We start from the raw sequence: 22,654 nt of genomic DNA on the forward strand, positions 1-22,654 counted from the left end.
GCAGGTTGCTGATTGCAACGCTTCTCAGCCGAACCAGCCGGCGCCACGGGATCGATGAACCATCGCGGCTGCGTAGACCTCTCCCGCGCGGTTGCAAAGCGGAAGGCAGAGGCAGTCTTCTGATTCGGAGTGGCATCCGCTTCTCGGGGCTTCGATGATCGCGCCACTCGTCGTTGTCTTCCTGCTATTCCTCGGGTGGGGAACGCACTGGTAGGGCTGGCTGGTATCAGCGACCTCGCGACGAGCAACAGGTGAGCGGGGCCGATAGCATCGGCCTGTGAGTACTCAGCAACTGCCCGCGCAACTCCGCGCGGATGGCGGCCTGGCGGTCGGTGCTGGGGCGCTCGCATCGGGCGGCTTCGGTGCCGCGGTCTTCCTCATATCTGGCGACCCAGCACTCGCTGGGATGGTGGCCGTGGCGGTCGCCGCGCTCGCGTTCGTGGTCGCGCGAGTGGGGTTTCGGGGCGCTCTCGGGGCGCTGTTTGCCTTCCTTGTGGGGCCTGGCGTCTTCGGTGAGACGTCGTTCCTCTACTCCCTGATCGGAGTGCTCGGGCTGCTGGCCGTGTGCCTGTCGTACCGTCCGACTGTCCGCAGCGACGCCGGCCTGGTGACGTGTCTCGGTGCATTCGTGCTCCTGCCGGGTGTCGGCATGGCAGTGACATTTGGCGCCCCGGTGGCGGGCTTGTTCGCCGTCGCTGCGCTCGTCGGCGGCCTGGCCGTGTCCCGACCCAAGTTCGTTCTGGAGCTACTAGGTGGCATCACTTGGGTTTTGGGGGCCTTCGCGGCTTCGTTCGTCGTCACCTACCTTCTCGGAGCATTCGCTAACCCGTTGGCCGCATTTGCGGTTGAGAACCGTACCTTCACGCTCCATGTGCCGTTCACTGTGGCGACGGGCGGCGAACCGTTCATCCCGGGAACGCGACGCCTGGCGCCGCTCACAGGTGAGCCAGGGCTCGCCGCGTTCTACCTAGCGCCCCTGCTCGCAGTTGTCTTCGGGACGTGGGCGAGCCGACGGCGACGCATCTGGACCGGGGTCGTCTTGATCGCCATGATTGCGTTCGCGCAGTCTCTGGCGACCGTCCTGGCTTTCGCGGTTGCGGTCACGGCCGGGGTGATTATGATGCTCGCCCGCCAGCGTCGTTACTTCCTCGTCGCTGTCCTCGTGGGGGTCGCGGCGCTATCAGCGCCTCCGGTTATCGAGGCCGCGCTCGGCGAGAAGGCAACGGTAGCCGCAGCTTCGTTCACGGACCGCGGGATCGCCAACCTTGGGAACGCAAGCGCTGCGTCCACCGGAAACATCAACCTGTTGGTGACCTTCACGAACACCCCAGCGCTCGCCCTTGCCCTCTCCGTGGCGTTGATCTTCGGGGCCATCGCTGGCCTTCGGACCTTGCCCGGTGCAGTCGCCTTCGCCGCCTTCTTAGTCGTTGTCGTTGCTGCGCAACCCTCTCAATGGCATCCCGGTGCGTGGTTATTGATGGCGGGGGCGATGACGCTGACTTCCCGGTCGGGCGCGACCGATGGCGCGCAGGTCCGACCTGCGCGACAAAGCGCTGCCGCACGGTCGTAATCGACCGGACCGCGCTCGGCGTCACAATGCCATAAGCGCTATTGCGGGAGTGCCGCGTTGATCGCGTCGACGATGCGCTGGTAACCGGCATCGCTCGGGTGTATGCCGTCAGCGGCGACCAGCGCGGCGTCTCCTGCGAGCGGCTGACCGATGTCGATGTACTCGCCGCCGACGGCTGCAACTGCGGTCTGCACAGCGCTGCCAATCTGACCGATAACGGCGGGGACCGGGTCGTCGTCCCATAGGGGCGATGTCGCGATGATGCGCGCATTCGGCAACGCTGCACGGAGTTCGGTGAAGAACTGATCCACGTGCTCGGCCGTCAGGCCGATTTTCGCCCACGAGTTGTTGCGGCCGCCGCTGACCACAACGACGGCCGGGTTGGCATCCGCGGCCGAGTTGATGACCTCGCCGTAGTTTGGGCAGTAGTCGAGTCCGCAGGCGGCCCGCGCGTCTTCAGGGTCCTGCGCTTCGCCGGTCGTGATGTAGCCCGTACCTCCGACGCCGAGATTGAGCGCCTGCCAACCGTGGGCCGACGCGACGGAGTCAACAAAGCCTGCGCCGCTGCTCGATCCTGCGCCAGCCGTATACGAGTCGCCAATGAATGCCGCCACGACGGGGGCTTGAGCCGGTGTCCCGAACGAGAATGTGGGGATCGGACGCGGCTGCTGGTTCGGGTCTGCAGTGCTCTGCGCGGGCATCGCGAGCATCGTCCCGACACCGAGGACGACGAGGAGCGCGAGCGCGCCCACGAGGCCCCACAGTGGCATCCCGCCGAACTCCTGACGCCAGAAGCCCCCGGGCTGATCGTAGCTGTGGCGGCCGCGTCGTTTCCCCATGCGCGCGATTCTACGGGAGCGTCCGACTCGCTAGATTCGGCAGCATGCTGATTGTCATCATCCTGATTAGCCTTGCGCCTCTCGCCGCGTTCTGGCCCACGATAGACACCGTCGACGAGTTCGCTTGGCGGGTTGCCCTGTTCGGTCTGTTTGTGGCCATTGAGGCGTTCATCGGTCACACGTTCTCGTTGCCCCACCTCCACGGCGAGGACCGCCAATGGGGCGCGTTGACGCCCGATGCGTGGGGCAAGCTCGTGCGTTGGTGTGCCGCTCTCACTGCCGTTATCGGCCTCGCGATAAGCGTCTTCCTGGTTCCCGCCTTGACTCGCTGACCCCGCAGCGCCTCTTCATGTGACCTCGAGTAACGCACGCACTTAGTCCAGCAATGCCGTCCGAGCTAGGGGACACGAGAGTGCTGCCGGGGTCCGTGCATGTCGCCGACCCACCAATCCGAGATCTCAGCCATCGCCTGGGCCGTCGATCTGTGCAGCGACGCCGCGTGGAACGCCTCGAACGCGGCCTGATCACTGAAGACCCCATCCTCCACGATAACGCGGCCCTTGCGTCGGTCCAGCGACAGCTCGACCGCCCACGATTCGATGCCGGGCAGAACGGCGAGTGACCGAAGCGCGTAGATCGCTTCGGTCACTCGTTCATCCGAGACCTCATCGTGGATGCGGAACAGCACGATGTGGCGGAAGGCGCTCACTCGCGGATGCGCTCCACGTTGTCGTGGTACCACGCCACAGTGCGCTCCAGGCCCTCTTGCAGCGAGATCTGAGCGGTCCAGCCGGCCTCGGCGAGCTTCGATACGTCGAGCAGCTTCTGCGGCGTGCCGTCGGGCTTCGAGGTGTCCCACTCGGTCTCGCCCTCGAAGCCGGTGACGTCGGCGATCGTCTCGGCGATTTCGCGAATCGTGACGTCGGACCCGGTGCCGACGTTGACCTGCTCGGGGCCGTCATAGTGCTCGAGCAGGTGGAGCACGGCATCCGCCATGTCGTCGGAGTGCAGGAACTCGCGGCGCGGGGTTCCGGTGCCCCAGTTCGTCACTGAGCTCGCACCCGAACGCGCCGCCTCGTCATAACGACGGATGAGCGCGGGCAGGACGTGAGATCCCTGCGGCGAGAAGTTGTCGTTAGGCCCGTAGAGGTTCGTCGGCATGGCCGAGATCCAGGGGAGCCCGTACTGCCGCCGAACCGCCTGCGTGTGAAGGATGCCGGCGATCTTGGCGATCGCGTAGGCATCGTTCGTCGGCTCCAGGTGGCCCGTCAGCAGCGAGTCCTCGCGGATGGGCTGCTCGGCGAACTTCGGGTAGATGCACGACGAGCCGAGGAAGGCGACACGCTCGACGTCGTTCGCGAGTGCGGCATCGAGCACGTTCGTCTGGATGCGCATGTTGTCGCTCAGGAAGTCGACGGGGTACGTGCTGTTCGCCATGATGCCGCCGACCTTGGCTGCCGCCAAAACGATGTACTTCGGCTTGATCTCATCGAGGTAGGCGAAGACGTCGTCGCGGTTCTTGAGGTCGAGCTCTTTTGAGGTCTTGCCGACGACGTTGGTGAAGCCGGCTTTCTCGAGTCGCCGCACGATGGCGGAACCGACGAGACCGCGGTGTCCCGCAACGTAGAACGCCGCGTCACGGTCGAGCTCGCCCGGCGTGTAGCTCAGGCCGTCGCTCGCGGTCACTTGTGACCCCACGAGGCGAGCTTCACAGTGTCGATCCAGTTGGGGCCCTGTTCGAGTGCTTGCACGTCGGCATCAACCATCAGCTTCGCCAGTTCCTTCCCATCGATGGTCGGGACCCAGCCGAGCTTGTCGGCAGCCTTGGCGGGCTCGCCAATGAGGGCGTCGACCTCGGTGGGACGCAGGTAGCGCTCGTCGAACTTCACGTACTCCTGCCAGTCGAGCCCGACATGTCCGAACGCTGTCTCCAGGAAGTCACGGATCGTGTAGCCGACACCCGTGGCGAGAACGAAGTCCTCCGGCTCGTCGACCTGCAGCATCCGCCACATGCCTTCGACGTACTCGGCGGCGTAGCCCCAGTCGCGGATGGAGTCGAGGTTGCCAAGGTAGATGTCCTTCTGAACACCTGCCTTGATGCGCGCGACGGCCCGGGTGATCTTGCGGGTGACGAAGGTCTCGCCGCGGCGGGGAGACTCGTGATTGAAGAGGATGCCGTTGACCGCGAACATGTCGTACGCCTCGCGGTAATTCTTCGTGATCCAGTACGAGTACAGCTTTGCGACGCCGTAAGGCGAACGTGGGTAGAACGGGGTCTCCTCGTTCTGCGGCGGGGGAGTCGCGCCGTACAGCTCCGACGTCGACGCCTGGTAAAAGCGGGTTGAAATGCCCGAGAGGCGAACAGCCTCAAGCAGTCGGATGGTTCCGGTGCCGGTGGTGTCGGCCGTGTGCTCGGGCTCGTCGAACGAGACCCGAACATGCGACTGTGCGGCGAGGTTGTAGACCTCGTCGGGGTTGATCTCCGACATCAGCGTGACCATGCGCGCACCGTCGGAGAGGTCACCGTAGTGCAGGAACAGCTTCGCGCTCGGGTCGTGCGGGTCGACGTAAAGGTGGTCGATGCGGTGAGTGTTGAAGGTGGACGCTCGGCGGATGAGTCCGTGCACCTCGTACCCCTTCGACAACAGCAACTCCGCGAGGTAGGAGCCGTCCTGGCCAGTGATGCCGGTAATGAGTGCGCGCTTGGTCAAGAGGAAGCTCCGTCCAGGGGGCTGTGGCGAGTCGAGGGCGCTCGTTGCTGCTCATGTCCCCCACGGATGAGCTGCTCAAGTAGGTTAGCGAATCGATCGATCGCGAAGGATTCGTCGAGGACCGTCTCTCTGTAATGACGACCATTAGCACCGAGCGCGTCGGCACGCGCGGTGTCACGGCCGAGAGCAACGGCGGCTTCGAGAAGCGCTGACGGCGAGCCAGCCGGAACGACTACCCCGGCGTCAGCCGCACGAATCTCCTCGGCTGTGATGCCGCCCTCGTCGGTGGCTGCAAGCACCGGTCGGCCTGTCGAGAAGTACGAGGTGAGCTTGCTCGGCACAGCCATCTCGGAGACGCCGGGCTTCTCGTTCACGAGCAGAACGTCGGCGGCGGCGAGAGCAAGCGCGAACTGGTCGTCTGCGAGGGGGTCCATAAACTCGACCTGTTCGATGCCTTCCGCCAAACCCTCCAGGTGTCCGCGTTGGCCACCGTTTCCCAGCAGAACGAACCGCACGCGTGCGCCGGTCTCGCCCGACAAGCGAGCTGCGTTGACGACGTTTTCGAGCCCTTGCTTCACACCCATGTTGCCGGCGTGCAGCACGACGACTTCTTCCCCCCAACCGAAAACGCTCCGCGCGGTGGCCCTGTCAATAGCGGGAGCAAGAGGAAGATGTGTCCAGTTCCGCACAATCACGATGCGATTGGGTGGCACTCCGAAATCGGCAGCGACGCGGCGAGCGAAGCGATCGTGAATGACGACGACCCTGCTCGCTGCGCGAAGGAGCCTGCCCTCGACAACGCGCATGACCCGTGCCGTCAGCCCAGCCCCCTGTCCGGTCTCTGTCAACCCGAGACTGTAAAGGTCCTGCACCCAGACCGCGGTAGGAGTTCTGCGATGGAACAGCTTCGCCCGGATCATGCCCAAACTCGCACCGAAGAGCGCAGGTGAGACGAATACGAGCACGTCCGCCGCCCCCCACCGGGTCAACGCAGACCGGACGCCAAAGGTGATCTCCGACAGCAGCCGGCGGACGCCCGTCGGTGGGTTCGGCACGTAATGCCGGACTCGCTGGACCTGGACGGAATCCAGATGTTCGCTACTCGCCCACTGCCCGTAACCTGGCGCAACCCGCCAGTCCGGATAATGAGGGTGCGCTGTGACGGTTCGCACGCTGGTACCGCGAGCAGCTAGTCCACGGGCCATCGCTCCGGTGTATGGAGCGATGCCTGTGGGCTCCGGTGGGTAGTTGATGCCGACTACAGTGACAGCGGGGGCATCCTTCGGCATACCCTCGACCATATAGCGGGCATCGTTTCGCAGTCGTTACGGAGGGCGCACATTGGATGACATCCCGGTGATCGACCTTTCCCGGGCGCCCGGCGAACGCGCGGCCTGGGACCGTCCCAACTGGCAGGTCTACCTGTGGGCGGTGGTCGAACTCCTGCTCGTCACCAACCCGTGGCAGATCAGTTCCGGCTTACGCATCCGCACCCTTCGAGCGTTCGGCGCCGAGATTGGACGCGGAGTCGTCTTCCGCCCGCGGACGCGGGTCAAGTTTCCGTGGAAGCTCCATATCGGAGACCGTTCATGGATCGGAGAAGGCGTCTGGTTCCACAACCAGGATCATGTGTACGTCGGTCATGATGCCGTCATCTCGCAGGAGACCTTTGTCACTACGGGCAGCCACGCGCACCGACGCGACATGGCGCTGATCACACGCCCGGTCCACATCGGAGACGGGGCCTGGATCACATCCCGGTGCGTCGTGCTCGGGGGGAGCCGCATAGGACGGAGCGCTCTGGTCCGCCCGTTGAGCTTGGTCGACGGACGCCCCGTTCCGGACGCCGAGGTGTGGGGCGGCAATCCGCTGGCCTACATCGCTCCGCGCTTCTCGAAGACGGCCGTGCCCGAGTGAAAATCGCGCACGTCGTCACGTATTCGTCGTCGGACGGGGCGTTTGGGGGGCCGACGCGAGTTGCTCTCGCCCAAGCTAAGGCCCTTGCTCGTCGTGGGCACGAGGTCACGGTCTACGCCGGCACTCCTCGTGACGAGGCGAACAATGTCGTACAGGACGGCTACCGATTGCGTACCTTTCCCGTTCGACGGCTCGCGCCTTTTGGAGGGTTTGCCACGCTGTGGCCGGAGGGGATGCAGCGAGCGTTGCGTCGTGACCTCAGCGACACCGACGTCGCGCACATCCATCTCGCGCGCGACCTGGTCACCCTCCCCGCGGCGATGCTGTCCGCGAAGTCGGGGGTCCCCTTCGTCGTGCAGCCCCACGGGATGGTGGACGCCTCAGATCGTCTCCTCGCCAAGCTGCTCGATGCCGTTGCAATGCGAAGAGCGTTGCGGCGTGCGCGGGCCTGGCTCGTCCTGACGGAGCGGGAGCACTCCGATCTCGCTGATCTCGCATCCGCCGCACGCGTGACGCGCCTTGTCAACGGTGTGGAGCCCACGCCGCCGCCGCCCTACGACGGTCGACGTGACGAGGTTGTGTTTCTTGCTCGACTCCACGAGCGCAAGCGGCCCCTGGCGTTCGTCGAGATGGCCCGGGTGCTGGCGGATCGCCTGCCGACTACGACGTTCCGGATTATCGGACCCGACGAAGGCGAAGGCGGCAAAGTCGCAGCCGCGATCGACGCGGCGCGGATGGGTGACCGGCTCGTGTGGTCGGGGCCGCTTCCGCCATCGGAGACCGCCGATGCTCTCGCGTCCGCTCGGGTGTACGTGCTTCCCTCAGTGAACGAGGTGTTCCCGATGTCCGTCCTCGAGGCCTTCATCGCGGGGACTCCTGTCGTGACCACCTCGTCGCTTGGTATTGCGGACGATTGTGAACGATATGGCGCCGCGATGGTGACGGACGGTTCCGTCGAAGCGCTGGCGAATGCCGTGCACGAGGTATGGGGGTCGCCAGCGCGCTCGAAAGAGCTGCGCGACGGGGCGCGGCGGTACGTGGAGGCGGAACTCGACATCGATGCTGTAGCGGCAGTGCTGGAGCGAGAGTATGGGCTCGCTCAGGAACCGGCGCGGCATGCGTGAGCTGTCGATCGTGCAGCCTTACGTGCCTCGCTACCGCGTGGCCTTTTTCGACGGCTTGGAGCGGGCACTTCGAGACGACGACGTTCGCCTACGAGTCATCGCAGGAGAGCCGACGAAGAGCCAGAAGGCACGGGGAGATTCAGCCACGGCTGGCTGGCTCGAGACAGTGGCGCCTCGAATAGTCGAGATCGGCAGTAGGCATCTATCGCTCACCTACTCGCGTTCGCTTTGGCGAGGATCCGATGCGGTGATCGTGCCGCACCAGGGGTCATCGCTTGACGCGATGTCAGCGCTGGCGCACCGGGGACAGGCCCGCGTGGGCGTGTGGGGCCACATCGCGTCTTATACCTCTCCTCTCAACGCCGTCGACGGGCTGGTCGAACGCTGGCAGCTGCGACGCGCTCACCACGTCTTCGCCTACACCCCGGGGGGCGCGGAATTCGCCAGGAACGCGGGTGTAGCCCCGCGGGATATCACTACGGTGATGAACACCATCGACTCAGACGAGTTGCGGAGCGCGCTGGACCAGCTGTCGGTCGCGGAGGCGCAGGCTGCGCTGCGTGCGCGCGGCGTTCCAGATGGGCCGTATCTCGCGTACATCGGTGGTCTCGACGAGAGCAAGCGAATCAGATTCCTCGCAGCAGCGCTGGACCTCGCTCACCGACGCGGCGCCGACGTGCACATCGTGGTGCTCGGCCGTGGCGACCAGGCCGAGCTTCTAGACCGCGCAGTCGCTCGTGGGCAGGTGACGCGGCTCGGATACGGCGGAGTTGCCGAGAAGGCCGCGGTCCTGCGCGGAGCACGAGCCGTCGTCAACCCGGGCCGCGTCGGACTGCTCGCGGTCGACTGTCTGGCGTCTCGTACCCCGCTCATCACCACGGACTGGCCCTGGCATGCTCCTGAACTCGAGTACCTGCGGGGCGAAGATTTCACGCAGGTCGTTGCGGATGACGCTGGAGCGTTCGCGGAGGCTATGGCCGCGACGATGCAGGGAGCATCGCCGCGCCGTGTTGCCGATTGGCCAGATCCACCGACGCTGGACGACATGGTCGAGAACTTTCGACGCGGCGTTCGTTTGATGCTGGACGGATGAGCGAGCGTGCGCAGCGGATGTGATCGTCCACGCGACTGTGATCATCTGTTCATTGTTCCGCGGTGAAAACGACCAATCTCGTTGACGTTATGCGGTACGCTCCGACAGCGACCTCGACGAGGGCTCAGGGGACTCCGTTTGCGGAGGGTTTCGACCCCACGATTGTCATACCCGAAGTGACTCTCGCGGCCCCGACGCTCTTTCCTGCCGTCGGGCCGCTGGGGAGCTTGTGTGTCATCGTCGTCTGGGAAGCCCCAAGTGCTTTGGGTGACCAACAATGCCGCGCCGTACCGGATACCGGTCTGGGAATCTCTCGCCGAAAACGTCGACCTGCGGGTACGCCTACTCCAGGGCGATGAAGAGTTGTTGTCGGCGGGTCGGCGATCCGCAGATTGGACTGTCTCGTCGGCGCGGTCGAGCGGTTTGGACATCTCCACCCTTCGTACCGTGCGCGTGGGTCGCGGGGAGCGCCTCTACTATGGCCTGCGTGAACCAGCCTCCCGCTTGGTCAACGGCTGTGATGCCGTACTGCTTGGAGCATGGGAGTCGCCTGCCTGCTGGCAGCTGTCCGCTGCGGCAAGGAGGTTCGGCGTCAGGCGGGTTGGGTTCTATGAATCCACTCGCATGTCCCAGCGCCATCATGATGGCCCTGTAGCTCTGGCTCGAGGAAAGTTCTTCCGCAGTCTGGATGCTGTCGTGGTGCCCGGGCCGGCCGCTGCGGACGCGTTGCGCGATTTGGGGGTCCACGAGTCCAGAATCCGTGAGGGCTTCAACGCCGTCGACGTTGAGTCGTTCGCAAGTGTGGCTCAAAGCGCGCCTGTGGCCGCGGGGCATCGCTTCTTGTACGTCGGGCAACTGATTGACCGGAAAAATGTGGATAGCCTTATTCGGGCGTTCGCGAGGGTCTTCTTGTCGGGTGACAAGTTGACAATAGTGGGAGCAGGCCCAGAGCGGCGTCACCTGGAAGCGGTCGCAAGGGACCTTCAAGTCGCGGGAGACGTGGATTTCCTTGGCGCTCTCCCTTATAGTGCGCTTCCGGACCAGATGGCGAGGCACCACACGCTCGTCCTTCCTTCCCTAGAAGAGGTGTGGGGCTTGGTCGTCAACGAGGCTCTCGCGGCCGGTCGACACGCTGTCGTGAGCGATCGCGCCGGTGTCGCGTCCAGTGTTGAAGGGATGCGAGGCGTGTACATATCTTCGCCGGATGTGGCGGGTTTATCTCAGGCGCTGACAAGTTCGAGAGGTGCTTGGCGGGATCCCATTCCGGACCACGAGATCCTAAGCCGAACACCCCGACAGTTCGGACAGACCTTCTACCGAGCGCTCATCCGGTGAAAAGGTGACGACATGGCCGGTTCTCTCCTTGAACCGCGCTGCGCGGCATTGTGCGGGCGGGGCCCACTAACCACGACGGGGGACCTGGGCGGTGCACGCTGAAGCGTCAGCGCGTAGCCCGTTGACGAGTGATCCGGTCGCGGGGTTTCAGGTGAAAACCGCGGCGCTTCCGCGCGCAGCTGCCGGCGGTGAGGTGATGTGACTGGAGGGGGCTCTGCCTTGTCGTAAGAGAACTCAGTATCGATGGATCGCGACCGTAGCTGTCGCGTTCGGCGCTCGCATCGGCGGAGCGCGGCCGATACACCGCTACGTCGAGCAACCGACGGAACTCGGGCTGAGCGTTTGGATCTCGCTCCTCAGTTGGCATGCCGAATGATGACCGCTCAAAGTGGCACACCCATCGGGGCGCACATCGCCTTCGGTGCTAGCGGCTGATTACCGCAAGATAGGCCGCCGCCGTCCGTTCGATGCCGAACTGATCTCGCACCTTCGCCGCGTGCAGCGCTGCTTCCGCCGCTTTGAGCGGCAGGTCGTCGAACGTCTCCTTCAATGCCCGGGCTGCGTCGGAGGCCTGCCCGCCGCGGAACGTGGTGCGCGGCAGCCAGTCGGGAAGTGTCTCTGCCACGCTGTCGCTGCAGACTACGGGCAGACCGGTTGCCGCAGCCTCGAGGATAGCGACGCTGTGGGCCTCCCGACGTGAAGGGTGGAAGAAGATCGAGCCCGAGCGGAGAACAGTCGCCACGTGATCGGTCGGACCGCGAAACACCACGCTTCCATCCGGCGTGCTGTGTCGCGCGACGAGGTCATCCCACTCGCGCTCAACCATCGTTGGTCCGTACCACTCGAATCGAACTGTCGGTCGATCAGCTAGAACTGCCCTCGCGGCTTCCGCCCAGAGGTCGGGATCCTTCTGCCTAGCGACCCGGCCGACCGTGATGACCGGTGCGTCCGGGTGATACCGCGCGCCGGGCCGGAACTCGTCAGGAATGCCGTTTGGAATGAGCTCGACTCGTTGATTCGGGAAATGCGAGAGGTACTCACGCCTCTGCTCTTCGCTGACAGCAATCACGGCGGCTGTTCGCCGAGTCAGGAGGCGCTCCGCAAGCCGAATCTTCCGGTCATCGAAGTCCCGTGTGGCGCTGTGGAGGACGCAATAGATTGATTGGCTGGAAGACACCAGGCGTGCGTAGATGTTGGGAAGCGCGGAGTGTGAGACGACTACGTCAGGTGAGATGCGTCGCAGGGAGCGATGTAATTCTGAGATTCGTCGCCACGCACCCTGCGGTTGATCGTTATCAAGGTAGACGGTCTCGCATGACGCTCCCGAACGTTCCCACTCGCGGGCGAGCGCGGCCGCGGCCGATTCGGCCCCTCCAATGCGAGGACTCAAAAGCACTTGAAGTATGCGCATCTTCATTCCTTCCGAGCGGTCCGAACCAGCACGATGATGAGCCCGCCAAGGAGCAGGACCTGCGAGAGCGCGAACGCGAGCGCCCCGCCGGAGGCGCCAAGCCATGCGCTCAGGAAGAAGGTCGCCGCGAGCCGCGCGGCTACCCCGAAGCCAGTGACGACGCCCACGGCCTTGTCGCCGCCCCGCATCTGACTGAACACGGCTAACGGTTGGTTCAGGAGCGCGGGAATCGTCCCCAGGGCCATGATCTGAAAGACGGTGACAGCCGAGGTGTACTTCTCACCGAGGAGCAGGGGCACCAAGACCTGAGCGAGGAAGAACGCCGCGATGCAGCAGGCCAGGGCGGCGCCCAGCATCCATGTGGCTTTCTTGATCGCGGCCCAGGCCGCCCCAATGTTGCGCGCCCGAGCGACGAAGGGGGCTGAAGCCGAGGTGAAGCCCCCTACGGCGAGGCCCAGGGGTTGCGTCCAACGATTTACGGCAGCATAGGCGCCCGCGGCGGCCGGGCCGGCAGCCAGCGTCAGGATCGGAACGTCCAGCGACTGTGCGCTGGTTGCCACCGAGTAGACCCCGAAATGGAGGGACCCCTTCCAAGGGTTGACCAGACGTAGCGATCCGCGCCGGAACCGATGAGTGACGGGCGTGAATAGGAGGTAAAGCACCGTCTCTACAGCACCGTTGACGACGAGAGACACCCACAACGCGGTCGTCGACGGGACCTGAAGGTGCGTCATTCCGATCAACACACCAAATCCCGCAAGTCGACTGAGCGCGATGGCGAACGCGATCCGATCGCTCCGCGCTGCCGCTCTAAGGGGCACCTGAGCGAGCTGGGCGCCTGTGCTCGACAGGAATATGAGACCAAGGCCGATGTACTCGAGGGGTTGCTCGGTCCAGATCACGAGTGCAGTTGCCAGAGTCGCGATCACGAAGGCGAGCACTGCCTTCCAGAACGAGCGCCGAGTCACCTCCTCGATCGTGAGCTCGCGCGCCGTGAGCGACCTCACCCATAGTGAACCTGCCCCGAAATCAACAATCCCGATGAGCGAGGTGCCGAGAGCTATGGCAGCTGCAACCGCCCCGAAGGAGCCAGGGTCGGTTCCCCGGGCGGCAAGAATGTAGGAGACGGCAACGAGAAGTTGTGCGGAACCTGTCGCGACGACGAGATAAAGCGCTTGGGATGACGCTCCTGGCGTTCGAGTCATGGCTGCTAGACGGCCTCGCCGAGGAGGCGAGCGGCGAAGTCGGAGCTATACGGGCCGCCGCCAGTGCAGCGCTTCCTACTCAGAAGCGCCTCCGCTGCGCGCGCCATCGCTGTCGGCTCGAGGGGCGTCCACAATCCGAGCGCTGGGTTGGCCCGTATATCTGCCTTCAGGGAGAGGGCCCCTGCTGCCAGCACGAACCGGTTTGCGGCATGGGCTTTGCCCACGATGCCGCTTGGGCCCTCATTTGAATGCGCGACGACGGCGACGTCGAGGGCGCTGATGATGCTGTCGAGTTGCTCATCTGAAAGAGTGCCCGCCACCCGCTGAACGACGATATTCGCTGCGACGAGGGGCGCAACCCACCGTGCCACCTCGGCTTCGCCATCTTCCGCGTGGCCTGCGAGGACGAGGCCCACGGGCTGCGGAACCCGCGTAAGCGCGTCGGAGACCACCAGGATGTTCTTCCGGCTTGTGAGAGCTCCTACCACCCCAAGCCAACGGGTGCCTTCGGCCGCGGACGAGGCCCACTCCCTTCGATAAGCGTCTGCCAGATGCGGGTCGGGAGAGAATGCGATCGGGTCGCGTACCTCGAATGGACTTACATGCGCCGCCACCGCGCTGGCTAGCGTCATCACGGTCACGCCCGCTCGTCGGCGGGCAGCCCAGCGGACGCTGGCTTTCGCCGCGGTCGCTGCGGACCTGACCGCTAGAGACTTCTGTTGCCCTTTGGGACGCATGACCAGGATGGAAACGTCGTTACTGCCTCGGTGCAAGAGGCCGGAGGCGAATGCTGCAACGACGTCGTCGCCGTCGGGGAAGACCACGCTCGCGCTCTTCGATTCATCAAGAAGGCGCTGAACTGCGGCCGGCCCAAGATCTGGAAGCTCGCGAAGGTCGTGTGGCACGGTGTTTGCGGCCAAGTGCGTCCGATACTCGACGGCGGTGCTGATCCCGCGGGGCCCTACGAGCACCGCGTCGCGTCCGGTCGCTGCTGCGTGCTGAAGAAGCAGCTTCGCATAACTGAGCCGATGGCCCTCGATGCGTGGACACACAACAATCGCGGTCTGCCGTTGCCGACTGGTCGAGCTCATCTATCTCAGCTTTCGGCGATTACGTTGATTGGTGCCGCGGGCGCCTTTCGCGCGTTCAGAAACGCTCTCTACGACGCGCTTTCCCCTGGTGCGAGCGCTGCCCGGCCGGTCCGCGCCGCGATCACCAAATCGCCCACCAGCGTCCAGTTTTCCACGTACGACAGATCGAGGCGAACCGATTCCTCCCACGACAGGCTGGAGCGCCCGCTGACCTGCCACAGGCCGGTGATGCCGGGCTTGACGAGGAAGCGGCGGTGCACGTGGTCCGCGTACTTCGCGACCTCTGAGGGCAGCGGTGGACGGGGGCCGACGAGTGACATCGATCCGCCGACGACGTTGAAGAGCTGGGGCAACTCGTCGAGGCTGAACTTGCGCATCACACGGCCGACGGGCGTCACCCGCGGGTCGTTCTTCATCTTGAAGAGCACCTCATTGCCCGAGTCGCGTTGCTGTTTGGCAAGCGCCTCGAGCATGTCTTCCGCGTTGACGACCATCGTGCGGAACTTCAGCATCGTGAATTCGCGTCCGCGCAGTCCCACGCGCGTCTGCCGGAAGAAGATCGGCCCCTGGCTCGATAGTCGAACGCTGAGCGCCAGGAACAGCAGAACGGGGCTCAGGAAGATGACACCCATCGTGCTGGCGACGATGTCAACGGTGCGCTTGAGGAAGAGCTGACCGCGGCTGAACTTCGGCGTCTCGACGTGCATGAGGGGCACGCCGGCAACGGGGCGCGTCTGCACGCGCGGGCCTGCGATGTCAACGATGCTCGGTGCGAGCACGAGGTGCTGGCGGCCGGCCTCGAGCCCCCACGAGATCTGCTTCACCTTGTCGGGTGGCAGCTCGTCGGTGCTCGTCACGGCGACGGTGTCGGCGTCGGTCGCGGCCATGGCTTGGGCCACGGCATCCACGCTTCCCATGATCGGGATGTTCGTTCCCCGTACGGTCCCGGCAACGCGACCCGACGGGACGCATGCGCCGACGACGCGGTAGCCCGAGCCGGGCATCCGTCGCAGCTCGCGCGCGAGGTGGGTGACGGATGCCTCCGACCCGACCAGCAGAACGCGCGCGGAGTACTCGCCCACGGACCGTTTCGCGACGAGCCACTGGCGGCACAGCCAGCGCGAGAGCAGCAGCATTCCCACCCCGACGGGCAGGCTGATGAGCAGGAATCCGCGAGCGACGTCGACGCGCGCGAGGAAGGCGAGGATCGCGATGACGCCGAAGAGCGACAGGCTCGACCGCGCGATGCGGGCGTACTCCTCGGACCCGGCACCGATGATGCGGTGGTCGCGGGTGTCGGCGAGGCTGAGTGTCCACATCCACAGGGCGATGAGGGCCGCCGAGAAGAGCCAGTAGGAGAAGTCCGTGATGCGCGAATCTTCGCGGATCGAAACCTGGGCGTTGCCGATCCCGAACCAGGCGATCTGCGTTCCGTAGACGACCCAGACCAGCACCAGCAGATCGGTCACCCTCAGCAGTGAGGCATAGCGGCGGCGCCAGTCGCGGGGTCCGCGGTGGGCCGTGGCGGATGACGATGTGGCCGGGTGCGCGGTCGCGGCGGGCGGAGGTGAGACCTCGCGCGTCCCGGCGACGCCAGGCGCGGTGGCAGCGGAGAAGTCGTACGGCATGACATCCTCCTCGCGCTGTGTGATGTGGTGCTGAGGGGGAGATCGTATGCCTGAGATGTGTCGGGCATGTGAACCAGGATCGCCAAAATCGGCAAACTTCCCCCACGCCGATGGTACCGGTGCCACGCCTCGGCGTGATGTCGGCCATTCGGTGGACAAGGCTCGAAAAGGCCCGGTCAGGAGCCGGCTTGCCTGCGGGTAGCGGCCGGGCCGACTCGTAATTCGTACTAGTGGTCACGCAAGCGGGACATCGCCTCGATCAGGTGCCCCGGACATGCGTCCGGCTCGTGCGGCGCAGGGACCGCACGAGCCGGACGAACATCACTCGACGGGCAGCCAGACCCGCATCGTCGAGGGGCCGCGGTTGGCCCAGTCGTGGTACGCCACGAGGGGGACCAGGTCGCCCTCGCTGGCCGTCGCGGTGTCGCTCGCAGCATGATTGCCATATGGCCATCCGCGGGTTTCGTCGGGTCGCAGGCCGACCTGCAGCCACACACGGCCGTCGCGCTCGACCGGTTCGGCGTCACGCGCGATGGCCGCACGGCCGACGTCGGCACCGCCCGGCAGATCGGTCGACTCGAGCGCGAGCACCTCGGGGCCGCGCTCGACGGCGACGCAACCGCGCACGGCGTCGATACGCGCATCGGGGGCGACGAGCCGCGGCGCCATCGGCAGCTCGAGCTCGACGACCTCGCCGGCGCGGAAGTCGCGCCGCACCTCGACGCGGCCCGGAGCAGCGGCGTCATCGTCGATGACCGCGCCCGCGGCATCCCGAACGCGCAGGCGCGCGCCCTCGGCCCACTCGGGCACGCGCAGCGACAGGGTCCACGCGCCGCCGGCATCCTCACCGACCACCACCCGCACGACGCCGTCGGCGGGGTAGGCCGTCTGCACGTCGAGCGACACCATGCGGCCGTCGGGGAGAACCGTGCGGATCTCTGCCGGCGCGTACTGGTGCAGCTGCACGCCCTCGTCGTCGGCGGTCGCCACGTAGGCGTCGAGGCTCGCGAGCGTGCGCGCCACGTTGGGCGGGCAGCACGACACCTCGAACCACGGCGCGCGCAGCGACGACGACGCGCGCGGCGACGTGCCCTCGGGATCCGCCTCGACGCCGGGCACGCGCTGGTGCAGCGTGTTGGCGTAGAAGAAGCTGCGACCGTCGGCCGCGGGCGAGGTGGCTACAACGTTGTAAAGCGTGCGTTCGATGAGGTCGGCATACGCGGCATCCCCCTCGGCGAGCAGCAGCCGCCACGAGAACATGATCGACGCGATACCGGCGCACGTCTCGGAGTAGGCGCGGTCCGGCGGCAACTCCCAGTCGTCGCCGAACGCCTCGTCCTGGTGGTGCGACCCCTGACCGCCGGTGATGTAGGTGCGGCGGCCGCGGGTGCGCTCCCACTGGCGGCGCAGGGCGGCGAGCAGCTCGTTGTCACCCGCGTCGACGGCGACGTCGACCGCCCCGGCGGCGAGATAGTTCGCGCGCACGGCGTGGCCGGCGAGGGCGTCGGCATCGCGCAGGGGCACGTCGTCCTGGAAGTACGTGCGCCCGAACTCGATGTCGTCGAGCGTCTCGTGTCCGCGGCGCTCGACGAACAGCTCCGCCTGGGCGCGATAGCGCTCGTCACCGGTCACGCGGGCGAGCTCGGCCAGCGCGGTCTCGACCTCGGGATGCCCGCAGAAGGCCGGGATGCCGGTCGGCCCGAAGACCTCGCACACGAGGTCGGCGGCACGTCGGGCGACGCCGAGCAGACCGTCATCCGCTCCGGGGCGCGTGCGCTCGCGAGCGACGGCCGCCTGGAACAGGTGACCGAGGCAGTACAGCTCGTGCCCCCACTCGAGGTCGGACCAGCGCGGCTCCTGGCCGGGACGGCCGAACTTCGTGTTGAGGTAGCCGTCGGGCTCCTGCGCTGCGGCGACCCGGGCGACGACCGAGCGCAGCGTCGCCTCGAGCTCGGCGTCGTCGCTGCGACCGATCTCCCAGGCCACGGCTTCGAGGTACTTGTAGACCTCCGAGTCGGAGAACTCGCGCCCGCGGCGTCCGGCGGGAAGCGTGCCCGCGGCGGCGCGATCGAAGTTGGGCAGCCAGCCCTCGGACTCGAGGCGGCCGAGCACATGGCCGAGGGTATGCGCCGCGTTGATGCGCTGGCGCTCACCCCAGAAGCCTCCGGTGATCCGCACCTCGTGCAGACCGAGCGGACGCAGCCGCGAATGAGCGGGCACGACGGGAGCAGCGGCGACGGCGGATGCCGCGGAGCCGATGGAGCGTGCGGGGAAGGTAGTCGACATGGTCATCCCTTGAATGCGCCCGACATGAAGCCGCGCACGTAGTGACGTTGAAGGATCAGGAACAGAACGATGCAGGGCAGCGCGAGCACGACGACACCGGCTTCGGTGACCCCGTAGTCGATGACGCCCATCGTTTGGCCGCGCAGGTTCGCCACCGCGAGGGGCAGCGTGATGCGCGAGGTGTCGTTGATGAGGATGAGCGGTGCGATGAAGTCGTTCCACGCGGTGAGGAACGCGAACAGACCCACCGTGATGAGGCCCGGCTTGACCGCGGGGAGCAGCACGCGCCACAGGGCGGTGAGGCTCGTGCATCCGTCGACCAGCGCCGCCTCGTCGAGCTCGCGCGGCACCGATTCGAACGAGATGCGCATCATGAACATCGAGAACGGCAGCTGGAACATCGTGAGCACGAGCGCGACCCCGACGAGCGAGTTCTGCAGGCCGACGGCATTGAGGATGACGTACAGCGGGATGAGCAGCGTCGCGTACGGCACCATGAGGATCGCCAGCACGAGCAGGAACAGCGCGTTCTTGCCGGGGAAGTTGAACCGCGCGAACGCGTACCCGCCGAGGAAAGAGGTCAGCAGCGTCAGCGCTACCGTCAGCAGCGACACGAAGAGCGAGTTGCCGAGGTAGACCCAGATGCCCGACTGGAAGTTGGCGAGGGTGACGTAGTTGCCGAACCCCCACCCGTCCGACTGGCTCGTGCCGGCCTGCGGGCTCACCGAGGCGACACCGGTCCAGACGAGCGGGTACAGGAAGATGATCGCCAGCGCCCCCGTGAACACGGTCGAGGGGATGCCCCACAGCAGGCGACCGGTCGGCCGGCGCCGCGTGCGCGGCCGGGACTTCGGGATGACGATCGTGCGCGTGGTGTCGGGGGCGGCGGGCGGGACGGAGCCCGCCGGAGCGTCGGTCAGAGCCATGTCAGGCCTCCTCGGGGCGACGGAACGCGCGCAGCTGCACGACGTTGATGACGACCAGGGCGAGCAGGATGACGACCGACAGCGCCGCGGCGACGCCGAGGTTGTTCTGCCCCTGGAACGCGATGTTGTAGATGAGCTGCACGACGGTCATCGTGCTGTTGTCGGGTCCGCCCTTGGTCAGGATGTAGAACTGGTCGAACGCCAGGAGCGACCCGGTCACGCACATGACGGTCGTCAGTGCGAAGGTCGGACGCAGGAGCGGCACCGTGATGTCGCGGAAGATCTGCCAGCGCGAGGCGCCGTCGATGCGGGCGGCCTCGTAGACGTCTTCGGGGATGCCCTGCAGGCCCACGAGCAGCAGCAGCATGTAGAAGCCGGCGTACCGCCAGACGATGAGGAACACCGTCGACCACAGGGCGCCTTCGGGCGTGCCCAAGAACGTGATGCCCCACGATTCCATCAGCCCCGCGAAGGGACCGGCGATGGGGGAGTACAGCACGTAGAAGAGGAGGGATGCCGAGGCGAGACCCAGGGCGCTCGGCAGCAGGAACGCCGTGCGCAGGAAGCCCTTCCAGGCGGTCGACTCCTGCACGAGCAGGGCGAGCCCGAGCCCCAGGCCGATCAGCAGCACGGTCGTGATCCCCGTGTAGATCAGGGTGAACCGCACCGAGTCCCAGAACAGCCGGTGGTCGAGCGCCTCGGCGAAGTTCGTCGGGAAGTTCGGCCCCATGTTGCCGCGCAGCAGCGGCCAGTCCGAGCCGGACATCTGCAGCACCAGCACGAGGGGGATGAGGAAGAGCGCGATGACGAACAGCGCCGTCGGGGCGGCGTACAGCCAGCCCTGGACCGGTCCGCCGAGGGCGGTGCGCCGATATCGGGTGCGGCGCGGTGATGTGGTGAGTGCCACGTCATTCCTTTCGGAGGGTGGGGGCGCCGCCGCGCGGCGGCGACGCCCCCGGGTGTGTCACTGACCGAGGATCGCGGTGATCTCGTCGTTGTCGGCGTCGACCGTCGAGGTGCCTTCGAGCACGGCGTTGCGCACGAGGGTCAGCCAGGGGCTGCCCGGGGCGTTGAACGCCTGCTGGAAGTTCAGCGCGACGGGCGTCTGACCTTCGGCGGCGACCTGGTTGATCGTCACCTGGCGCGGGTCGGCCGAGGCGTAGGTGTTCTCAGCGAGGTCGCCGCGCGAGACGGCGTTGCCGTCCTTGGCGAGCACCTCGACCTGAGCGTCCTCCGACATCATCCACGAGAGGAAGTTCCACGCCTGCGCGGACTGCTTCGAGTCCTTGGAGATGCCGATGCCGTCGCCACCGACGAACGTCGAGGCGCCGCCGTCGACACCGGGGATGCCGGCGACCCCGGCCTCGAAGTCGAGGCCGGACAGCAGGGTGGCCGGGAACGGCATGACGCCGACCTTGCCTTCCTGGAAGCCCGCGACCCACGTGGCACCGGTCTCGTCGGCCGAGCCGGGAGCGACAGCGCCCGCAGCCTCGAGGTCCTTCCAGGTGTTGTAGACCTCCTGCGCGGCGTCGCCGGCGAGAAGCGACTCGGTGCCGTCGTCGCTGAGAACCTGCTCACCGGATGCCCAGACCGAGGGGAACCACGTGAAGACGAGGCAGCCACCGCAGTTCAGGCCGGTCGAGGTGCCCGAGACGCCCGGCTTGCCGAGGTCCTGAACCGCCTTGGCCGCGTCGGCGAACTCCGACAGCGTCGCGGGAGCCTTCTCGGGGTCGAGGCCGGCCTCGGCGAAGAGCTCCTTGTTCCACATCAGCATCGACAGGTCGAGGACGAAGGGCAGCACGTGCTCCTTGCCGTCGACCGTGCCGGCCGACAGGTGGCCCTGGTTGATGTCGTCCTTGTAGTCGAGGCCGTCGACCTGCGCCGTGATGTCCTGGAAGAGGCCCTGCTCGACCCAGTTCGGCACGTAGACGATGTCGGCGGCGAACAGGTCGGGGAGTCCTCCCGAACCGGCGGCGGCGCCGACCTTGGCGACGTAGTCGTCGTTGGGGACGACGGTCAGCTCGACCTGGTTCTCGTGGCTGGCGTTGTACGCCTCGACGAGCAGCTTCGCCTGACGCTCGAGCGGTGCGCGCGTCCACAGCGTCAGCGTCGTGCCGTCGTCGGTTCCTGCGGCGGGGATGTCGGCCGGGGCGGCGGTGTCGCCACCGCCGCTGGTCGAACACGCGGCGAGGCCGCCGACGAGGACGCCGGCGACGAGCGCGGCGGTCGCGGCCCGGAATGCCGGGCGGCGCCGGAATGGGGTCATTGCAGTCTCCTCTTGCTCTTCATTGAGCGGCTGCGCCGTTCGGGCGGGCACCGCGTGAGTCCGGGAATCCGAAAAAACCGAAATCCCTTTCGGGAAGGTAACCTAGGTTAGGACGGGCGTCAAGACGGCCGGATGTAACGATGAGGAAACGGATCAACATGGCACCGACCGATGGGCAACGCGCCACGACTCTCAGCGATGTGGCACGTCGCGCCGGTGTCTCGATCGCGACAGCATCCAAGGCTCTGAACGGTCGCGGCGACGTCGCCCCGGCCACCCGCAAGCGCGTGCTCGCCGCCGCCGACGAGCTGACCTTCACCCCGAACGCGGCGGCGCGCAGCCTCCTGGCGGGGCGCACCGGAACCGTGGGACTGCTCACGAGCGACCTCGAAGGCCGCTTCATGATTCCGATCCTCTCCGGCGCCGAAGATGCCTTCGGGGCCGGGCAGGTCAACGTCTTTTTGTGCGATGCGCGCGGTGACGCCATCCGCGAGCAGCACCATCTGCGGGCGCTCCTCAGTCGCCGCGTCGACGGGATCATCGTCGTGGGGCGGCAGACCGACCCGCGCCCCTCGCTCGGGCAGGAGATCCCGGTGCCCGTCGTCTACGCCTACTCGCCCTCGGACGACTCTCGCGATCTCTCGCTCACGCCCGACAACTACTCCGGCGGTCGCCTGGCGATCGAGCACCTGCTCTCATGCGGCCGCACCCGGATCGCCCACATCACCGGCGATCCGACCTACGCCGCCGCGCAGGACCGCCTCGCCGGTGCGCGCGCCGCGCTCGGCGCCGCCGGCCTCGACTTCGTCGCCGAGCCGATGTTCGCCGCGTGGACCGAGCACTGGGGTCGCGACGCCGCCGCGATGCTGCTCGAGCGGCATCCCGACGTCGACGCGGTCTTCTGCGGCTCGGACCAGATCGCGCGCGGGGTACTCGACACGGCGCGCGACCTCGGGCGCGACGTGCCGGGCGACCTCGCGGTCATCGGCTACGACAATTGGGAGCTGCTCGCGGGCAATGCGCGGCCGCCGCTAACCACCATCGACGCGAACCTGCAGCAGCTCGGCCGGCAGGCGGCGCAGCGCATCTTCGACGCGATCGACGGTGCCGACATCGGATCGGGCACCCACCAGCTTCCTGTCAAGCTCGTCATCCGCGGCTCGACGATCGCCCACCGCTGACGCGACCGAGGTCACAGTTTTTCGGGCTGTTTCGAAATTACCGAAAAGCGTTGCGGAACCCGGCATCCTCT

The 22,654-nt window shown here is 66.5% G+C and carries 20 protein-coding genes; 7 read left to right on the forward strand and 13 right to left on the reverse strand.

The window, feature by feature from the left end:
* Positions 1-277 precede the first annotated feature (277 nt).
* Positions 278-1,570 (forward strand): hypothetical protein, encoded by a 1,293-nt coding sequence (locus tag ACLBWJ_RS11285; RefSeq protein WP_447660314.1) that lies wholly within the window; start codon positions 278-280, stop codon positions 1,568-1,570.
* A 38-nt stretch (positions 1,571-1,608) separates the two neighbouring features.
* On the opposite strand, the gene ACLBWJ_RS11290 is transcribed toward ACLBWJ_RS11285, so the two are convergent.
* Positions 1,609-2,409 (reverse strand): SGNH/GDSL hydrolase family protein, encoded by an 801-nt coding sequence (locus ACLBWJ_RS11290; RefSeq protein WP_447660315.1) that lies wholly within the window; start codon positions 2,407-2,409, stop codon positions 1,609-1,611.
* 44 nt (positions 2,410-2,453) lie between these two features.
* Between ACLBWJ_RS11290 and ACLBWJ_RS11295 the strand changes: the two genes are divergently transcribed.
* The gene (locus tag ACLBWJ_RS11295) at positions 2,454-2,741 is read left to right on the forward strand and encodes a hypothetical protein (protein WP_447660316.1); all 288 of its coding nucleotides are present in this window, start codon (positions 2,454-2,456) and stop codon (positions 2,739-2,741) included.
* Between the two features lie 65 nt (positions 2,742-2,806).
* On the opposite strand, the gene ACLBWJ_RS11300 is transcribed toward ACLBWJ_RS11295, so the two are convergent.
* The 4 genes from ACLBWJ_RS11300 to ACLBWJ_RS11315 are packed head-to-tail and all read right to left on the reverse strand — an operon-like array spanning position 2,807 to position 6,421.
* A complete protein-coding gene (locus ACLBWJ_RS11300; protein ID WP_447660317.1) occupies positions 2,807-3,118 on the reverse strand; it encodes a Dabb family protein in 312 nt (103 codons plus the stop codon).
* On the reverse strand, positions 3,115-4,095 hold the full coding sequence (locus ACLBWJ_RS11305; protein WP_447660318.1) for a GDP-L-fucose synthase family protein: 981 nt from the start codon (positions 4,093-4,095) through the stop codon (positions 3,115-3,117). The genes ACLBWJ_RS11300 and ACLBWJ_RS11305 overlap by 4 nt, the downstream gene beginning before the upstream one ends.
* The gene (gmd, locus tag ACLBWJ_RS11310) at positions 4,092-5,120 is read right to left on the reverse strand and encodes a GDP-mannose 4,6-dehydratase (protein WP_447660319.1); all 1,029 of its coding nucleotides are present in this window, start codon (positions 5,118-5,120) and stop codon (positions 4,092-4,094) included. Before gmd ends, ACLBWJ_RS11305 begins: the two co-directional genes overlap by 4 nt.
* Positions 5,117-6,421 (reverse strand): glycosyltransferase, encoded by a 1,305-nt coding sequence (locus ACLBWJ_RS11315; protein ID WP_447660320.1) that lies wholly within the window; start codon positions 6,419-6,421, stop codon positions 5,117-5,119. Before ACLBWJ_RS11315 ends, gmd begins: the two co-directional genes overlap by 4 nt.
* Positions 6,422-6,476: 55 nt before the next feature.
* On the opposite strand from ACLBWJ_RS11315, the gene ACLBWJ_RS11320 reads away from it, so the two are divergent.
* The 4 genes from ACLBWJ_RS11320 to ACLBWJ_RS11335 all read left to right on the forward strand — a co-directional run bounded on the left by ACLBWJ_RS11320 (position 6,477) and on the right by ACLBWJ_RS11335 (position 10,589).
* The gene (locus ACLBWJ_RS11320; protein ID WP_447660321.1) at positions 6,477-7,037 is read left to right on the forward strand and encodes an acetyltransferase; all 561 of its coding nucleotides are present in this window, start codon (positions 6,477-6,479) and stop codon (positions 7,035-7,037) included.
* The gene (locus ACLBWJ_RS11325) at positions 6,974-8,161 is read left to right on the forward strand and encodes a glycosyltransferase (RefSeq protein ID WP_447660322.1); all 1,188 of its coding nucleotides are present in this window, start codon (positions 6,974-6,976) and stop codon (positions 8,159-8,161) included. Before ACLBWJ_RS11320 ends, ACLBWJ_RS11325 begins: the two co-directional genes overlap by 64 nt.
* On the forward strand, positions 8,154-9,254 hold the full coding sequence (locus ACLBWJ_RS11330) for a glycosyltransferase (RefSeq protein WP_447660323.1): 1,101 nt from the start codon (positions 8,154-8,156) through the stop codon (positions 9,252-9,254). The genes ACLBWJ_RS11325 and ACLBWJ_RS11330 overlap by 8 nt, the downstream gene beginning before the upstream one ends.
* A 624-nt stretch (positions 9,255-9,878) precedes the next feature.
* Positions 9,879-10,589, forward strand: coding sequence for a glycosyltransferase (locus tag ACLBWJ_RS11335; protein ID WP_447660324.1), 711 nt, complete (start codon positions 9,879-9,881; stop codon positions 10,587-10,589).
* Between the two features lie 424 nt (positions 10,590-11,013).
* Here the strand turns inward: ACLBWJ_RS11335 and ACLBWJ_RS11340 are convergent, their stop codons facing one another.
* From ACLBWJ_RS11340 to ACLBWJ_RS11375, 8 genes are all read right to left on the reverse strand, one after another.
* A complete protein-coding gene (locus ACLBWJ_RS11340; protein ID WP_447660325.1) occupies positions 11,014-12,105 on the reverse strand; it encodes a glycosyltransferase in 1,092 nt (363 codons plus the stop codon).
* Positions 12,003-13,205 (reverse strand): lipopolysaccharide biosynthesis protein, encoded by a 1,203-nt coding sequence (locus tag ACLBWJ_RS11345; RefSeq protein WP_447660326.1) that lies wholly within the window; start codon positions 13,203-13,205, stop codon positions 12,003-12,005. Before ACLBWJ_RS11345 ends, ACLBWJ_RS11340 begins: the two co-directional genes overlap by 103 nt.
* A gap of 5 nt (positions 13,206-13,210) precedes the next feature.
* Positions 13,211-14,296 carry a hypothetical protein gene (locus ACLBWJ_RS11350; protein ID WP_447660327.1) on the reverse strand — a complete coding sequence of 362 codons (1,086 nt, stop codon included), beginning with the start codon at positions 14,294-14,296 and terminating at the stop codon, positions 13,211-13,213.
* A 68-nt stretch (positions 14,297-14,364) separates the two neighbouring features.
* Complete coding sequence (locus tag ACLBWJ_RS11355) at positions 14,365-15,924, reverse strand: sugar transferase (protein ID WP_447660328.1); 1,560 nt, start codon at positions 15,922-15,924, stop codon at positions 14,365-14,367.
* 321 nt (positions 15,925-16,245) lie between these two features.
* On the reverse strand, positions 16,246-18,210 hold the full coding sequence (locus tag ACLBWJ_RS11360) for a glycoside hydrolase family 127 protein (protein ID WP_447660360.1): 1,965 nt from the start codon (positions 18,208-18,210) through the stop codon (positions 16,246-16,248).
* Between the two features lie 2 nt (positions 18,211-18,212).
* On the reverse strand, positions 18,213-19,136 hold the full coding sequence (locus ACLBWJ_RS11365; protein WP_274179402.1) for a carbohydrate ABC transporter permease: 924 nt from the start codon (positions 19,134-19,136) through the stop codon (positions 18,213-18,215).
* Position 19,137: 1 nt separating this feature from the next.
* Positions 19,138-20,043, reverse strand: a complete 906-nt coding sequence (locus tag ACLBWJ_RS11370) for a carbohydrate ABC transporter permease (RefSeq protein ID WP_274179401.1) — start codon at positions 20,041-20,043, stop codon at positions 19,138-19,140.
* A gap of 57 nt (positions 20,044-20,100) precedes the next feature.
* Positions 20,101-21,402 carry an extracellular solute-binding protein gene (locus ACLBWJ_RS11375; RefSeq protein ID WP_274179400.1) on the reverse strand — a complete coding sequence of 434 codons (1,302 nt, stop codon included), beginning with the start codon at positions 21,400-21,402 and terminating at the stop codon, positions 20,101-20,103.
* Positions 21,403-21,560: 158 nt separating this feature from the next.
* Between ACLBWJ_RS11375 and ACLBWJ_RS11380 the strand changes: the two genes are divergently transcribed.
* Positions 21,561-22,583 carry a LacI family DNA-binding transcriptional regulator gene (locus ACLBWJ_RS11380; RefSeq protein WP_269268067.1) on the forward strand — a complete coding sequence of 341 codons (1,023 nt, stop codon included), beginning with the start codon at positions 21,561-21,563 and terminating at the stop codon, positions 22,581-22,583.
* Positions 22,584-22,654 lie beyond the last annotated feature (71 nt).

This window comes from Microbacterium sp. M4A5_1d, assembly GCF_053345465.1.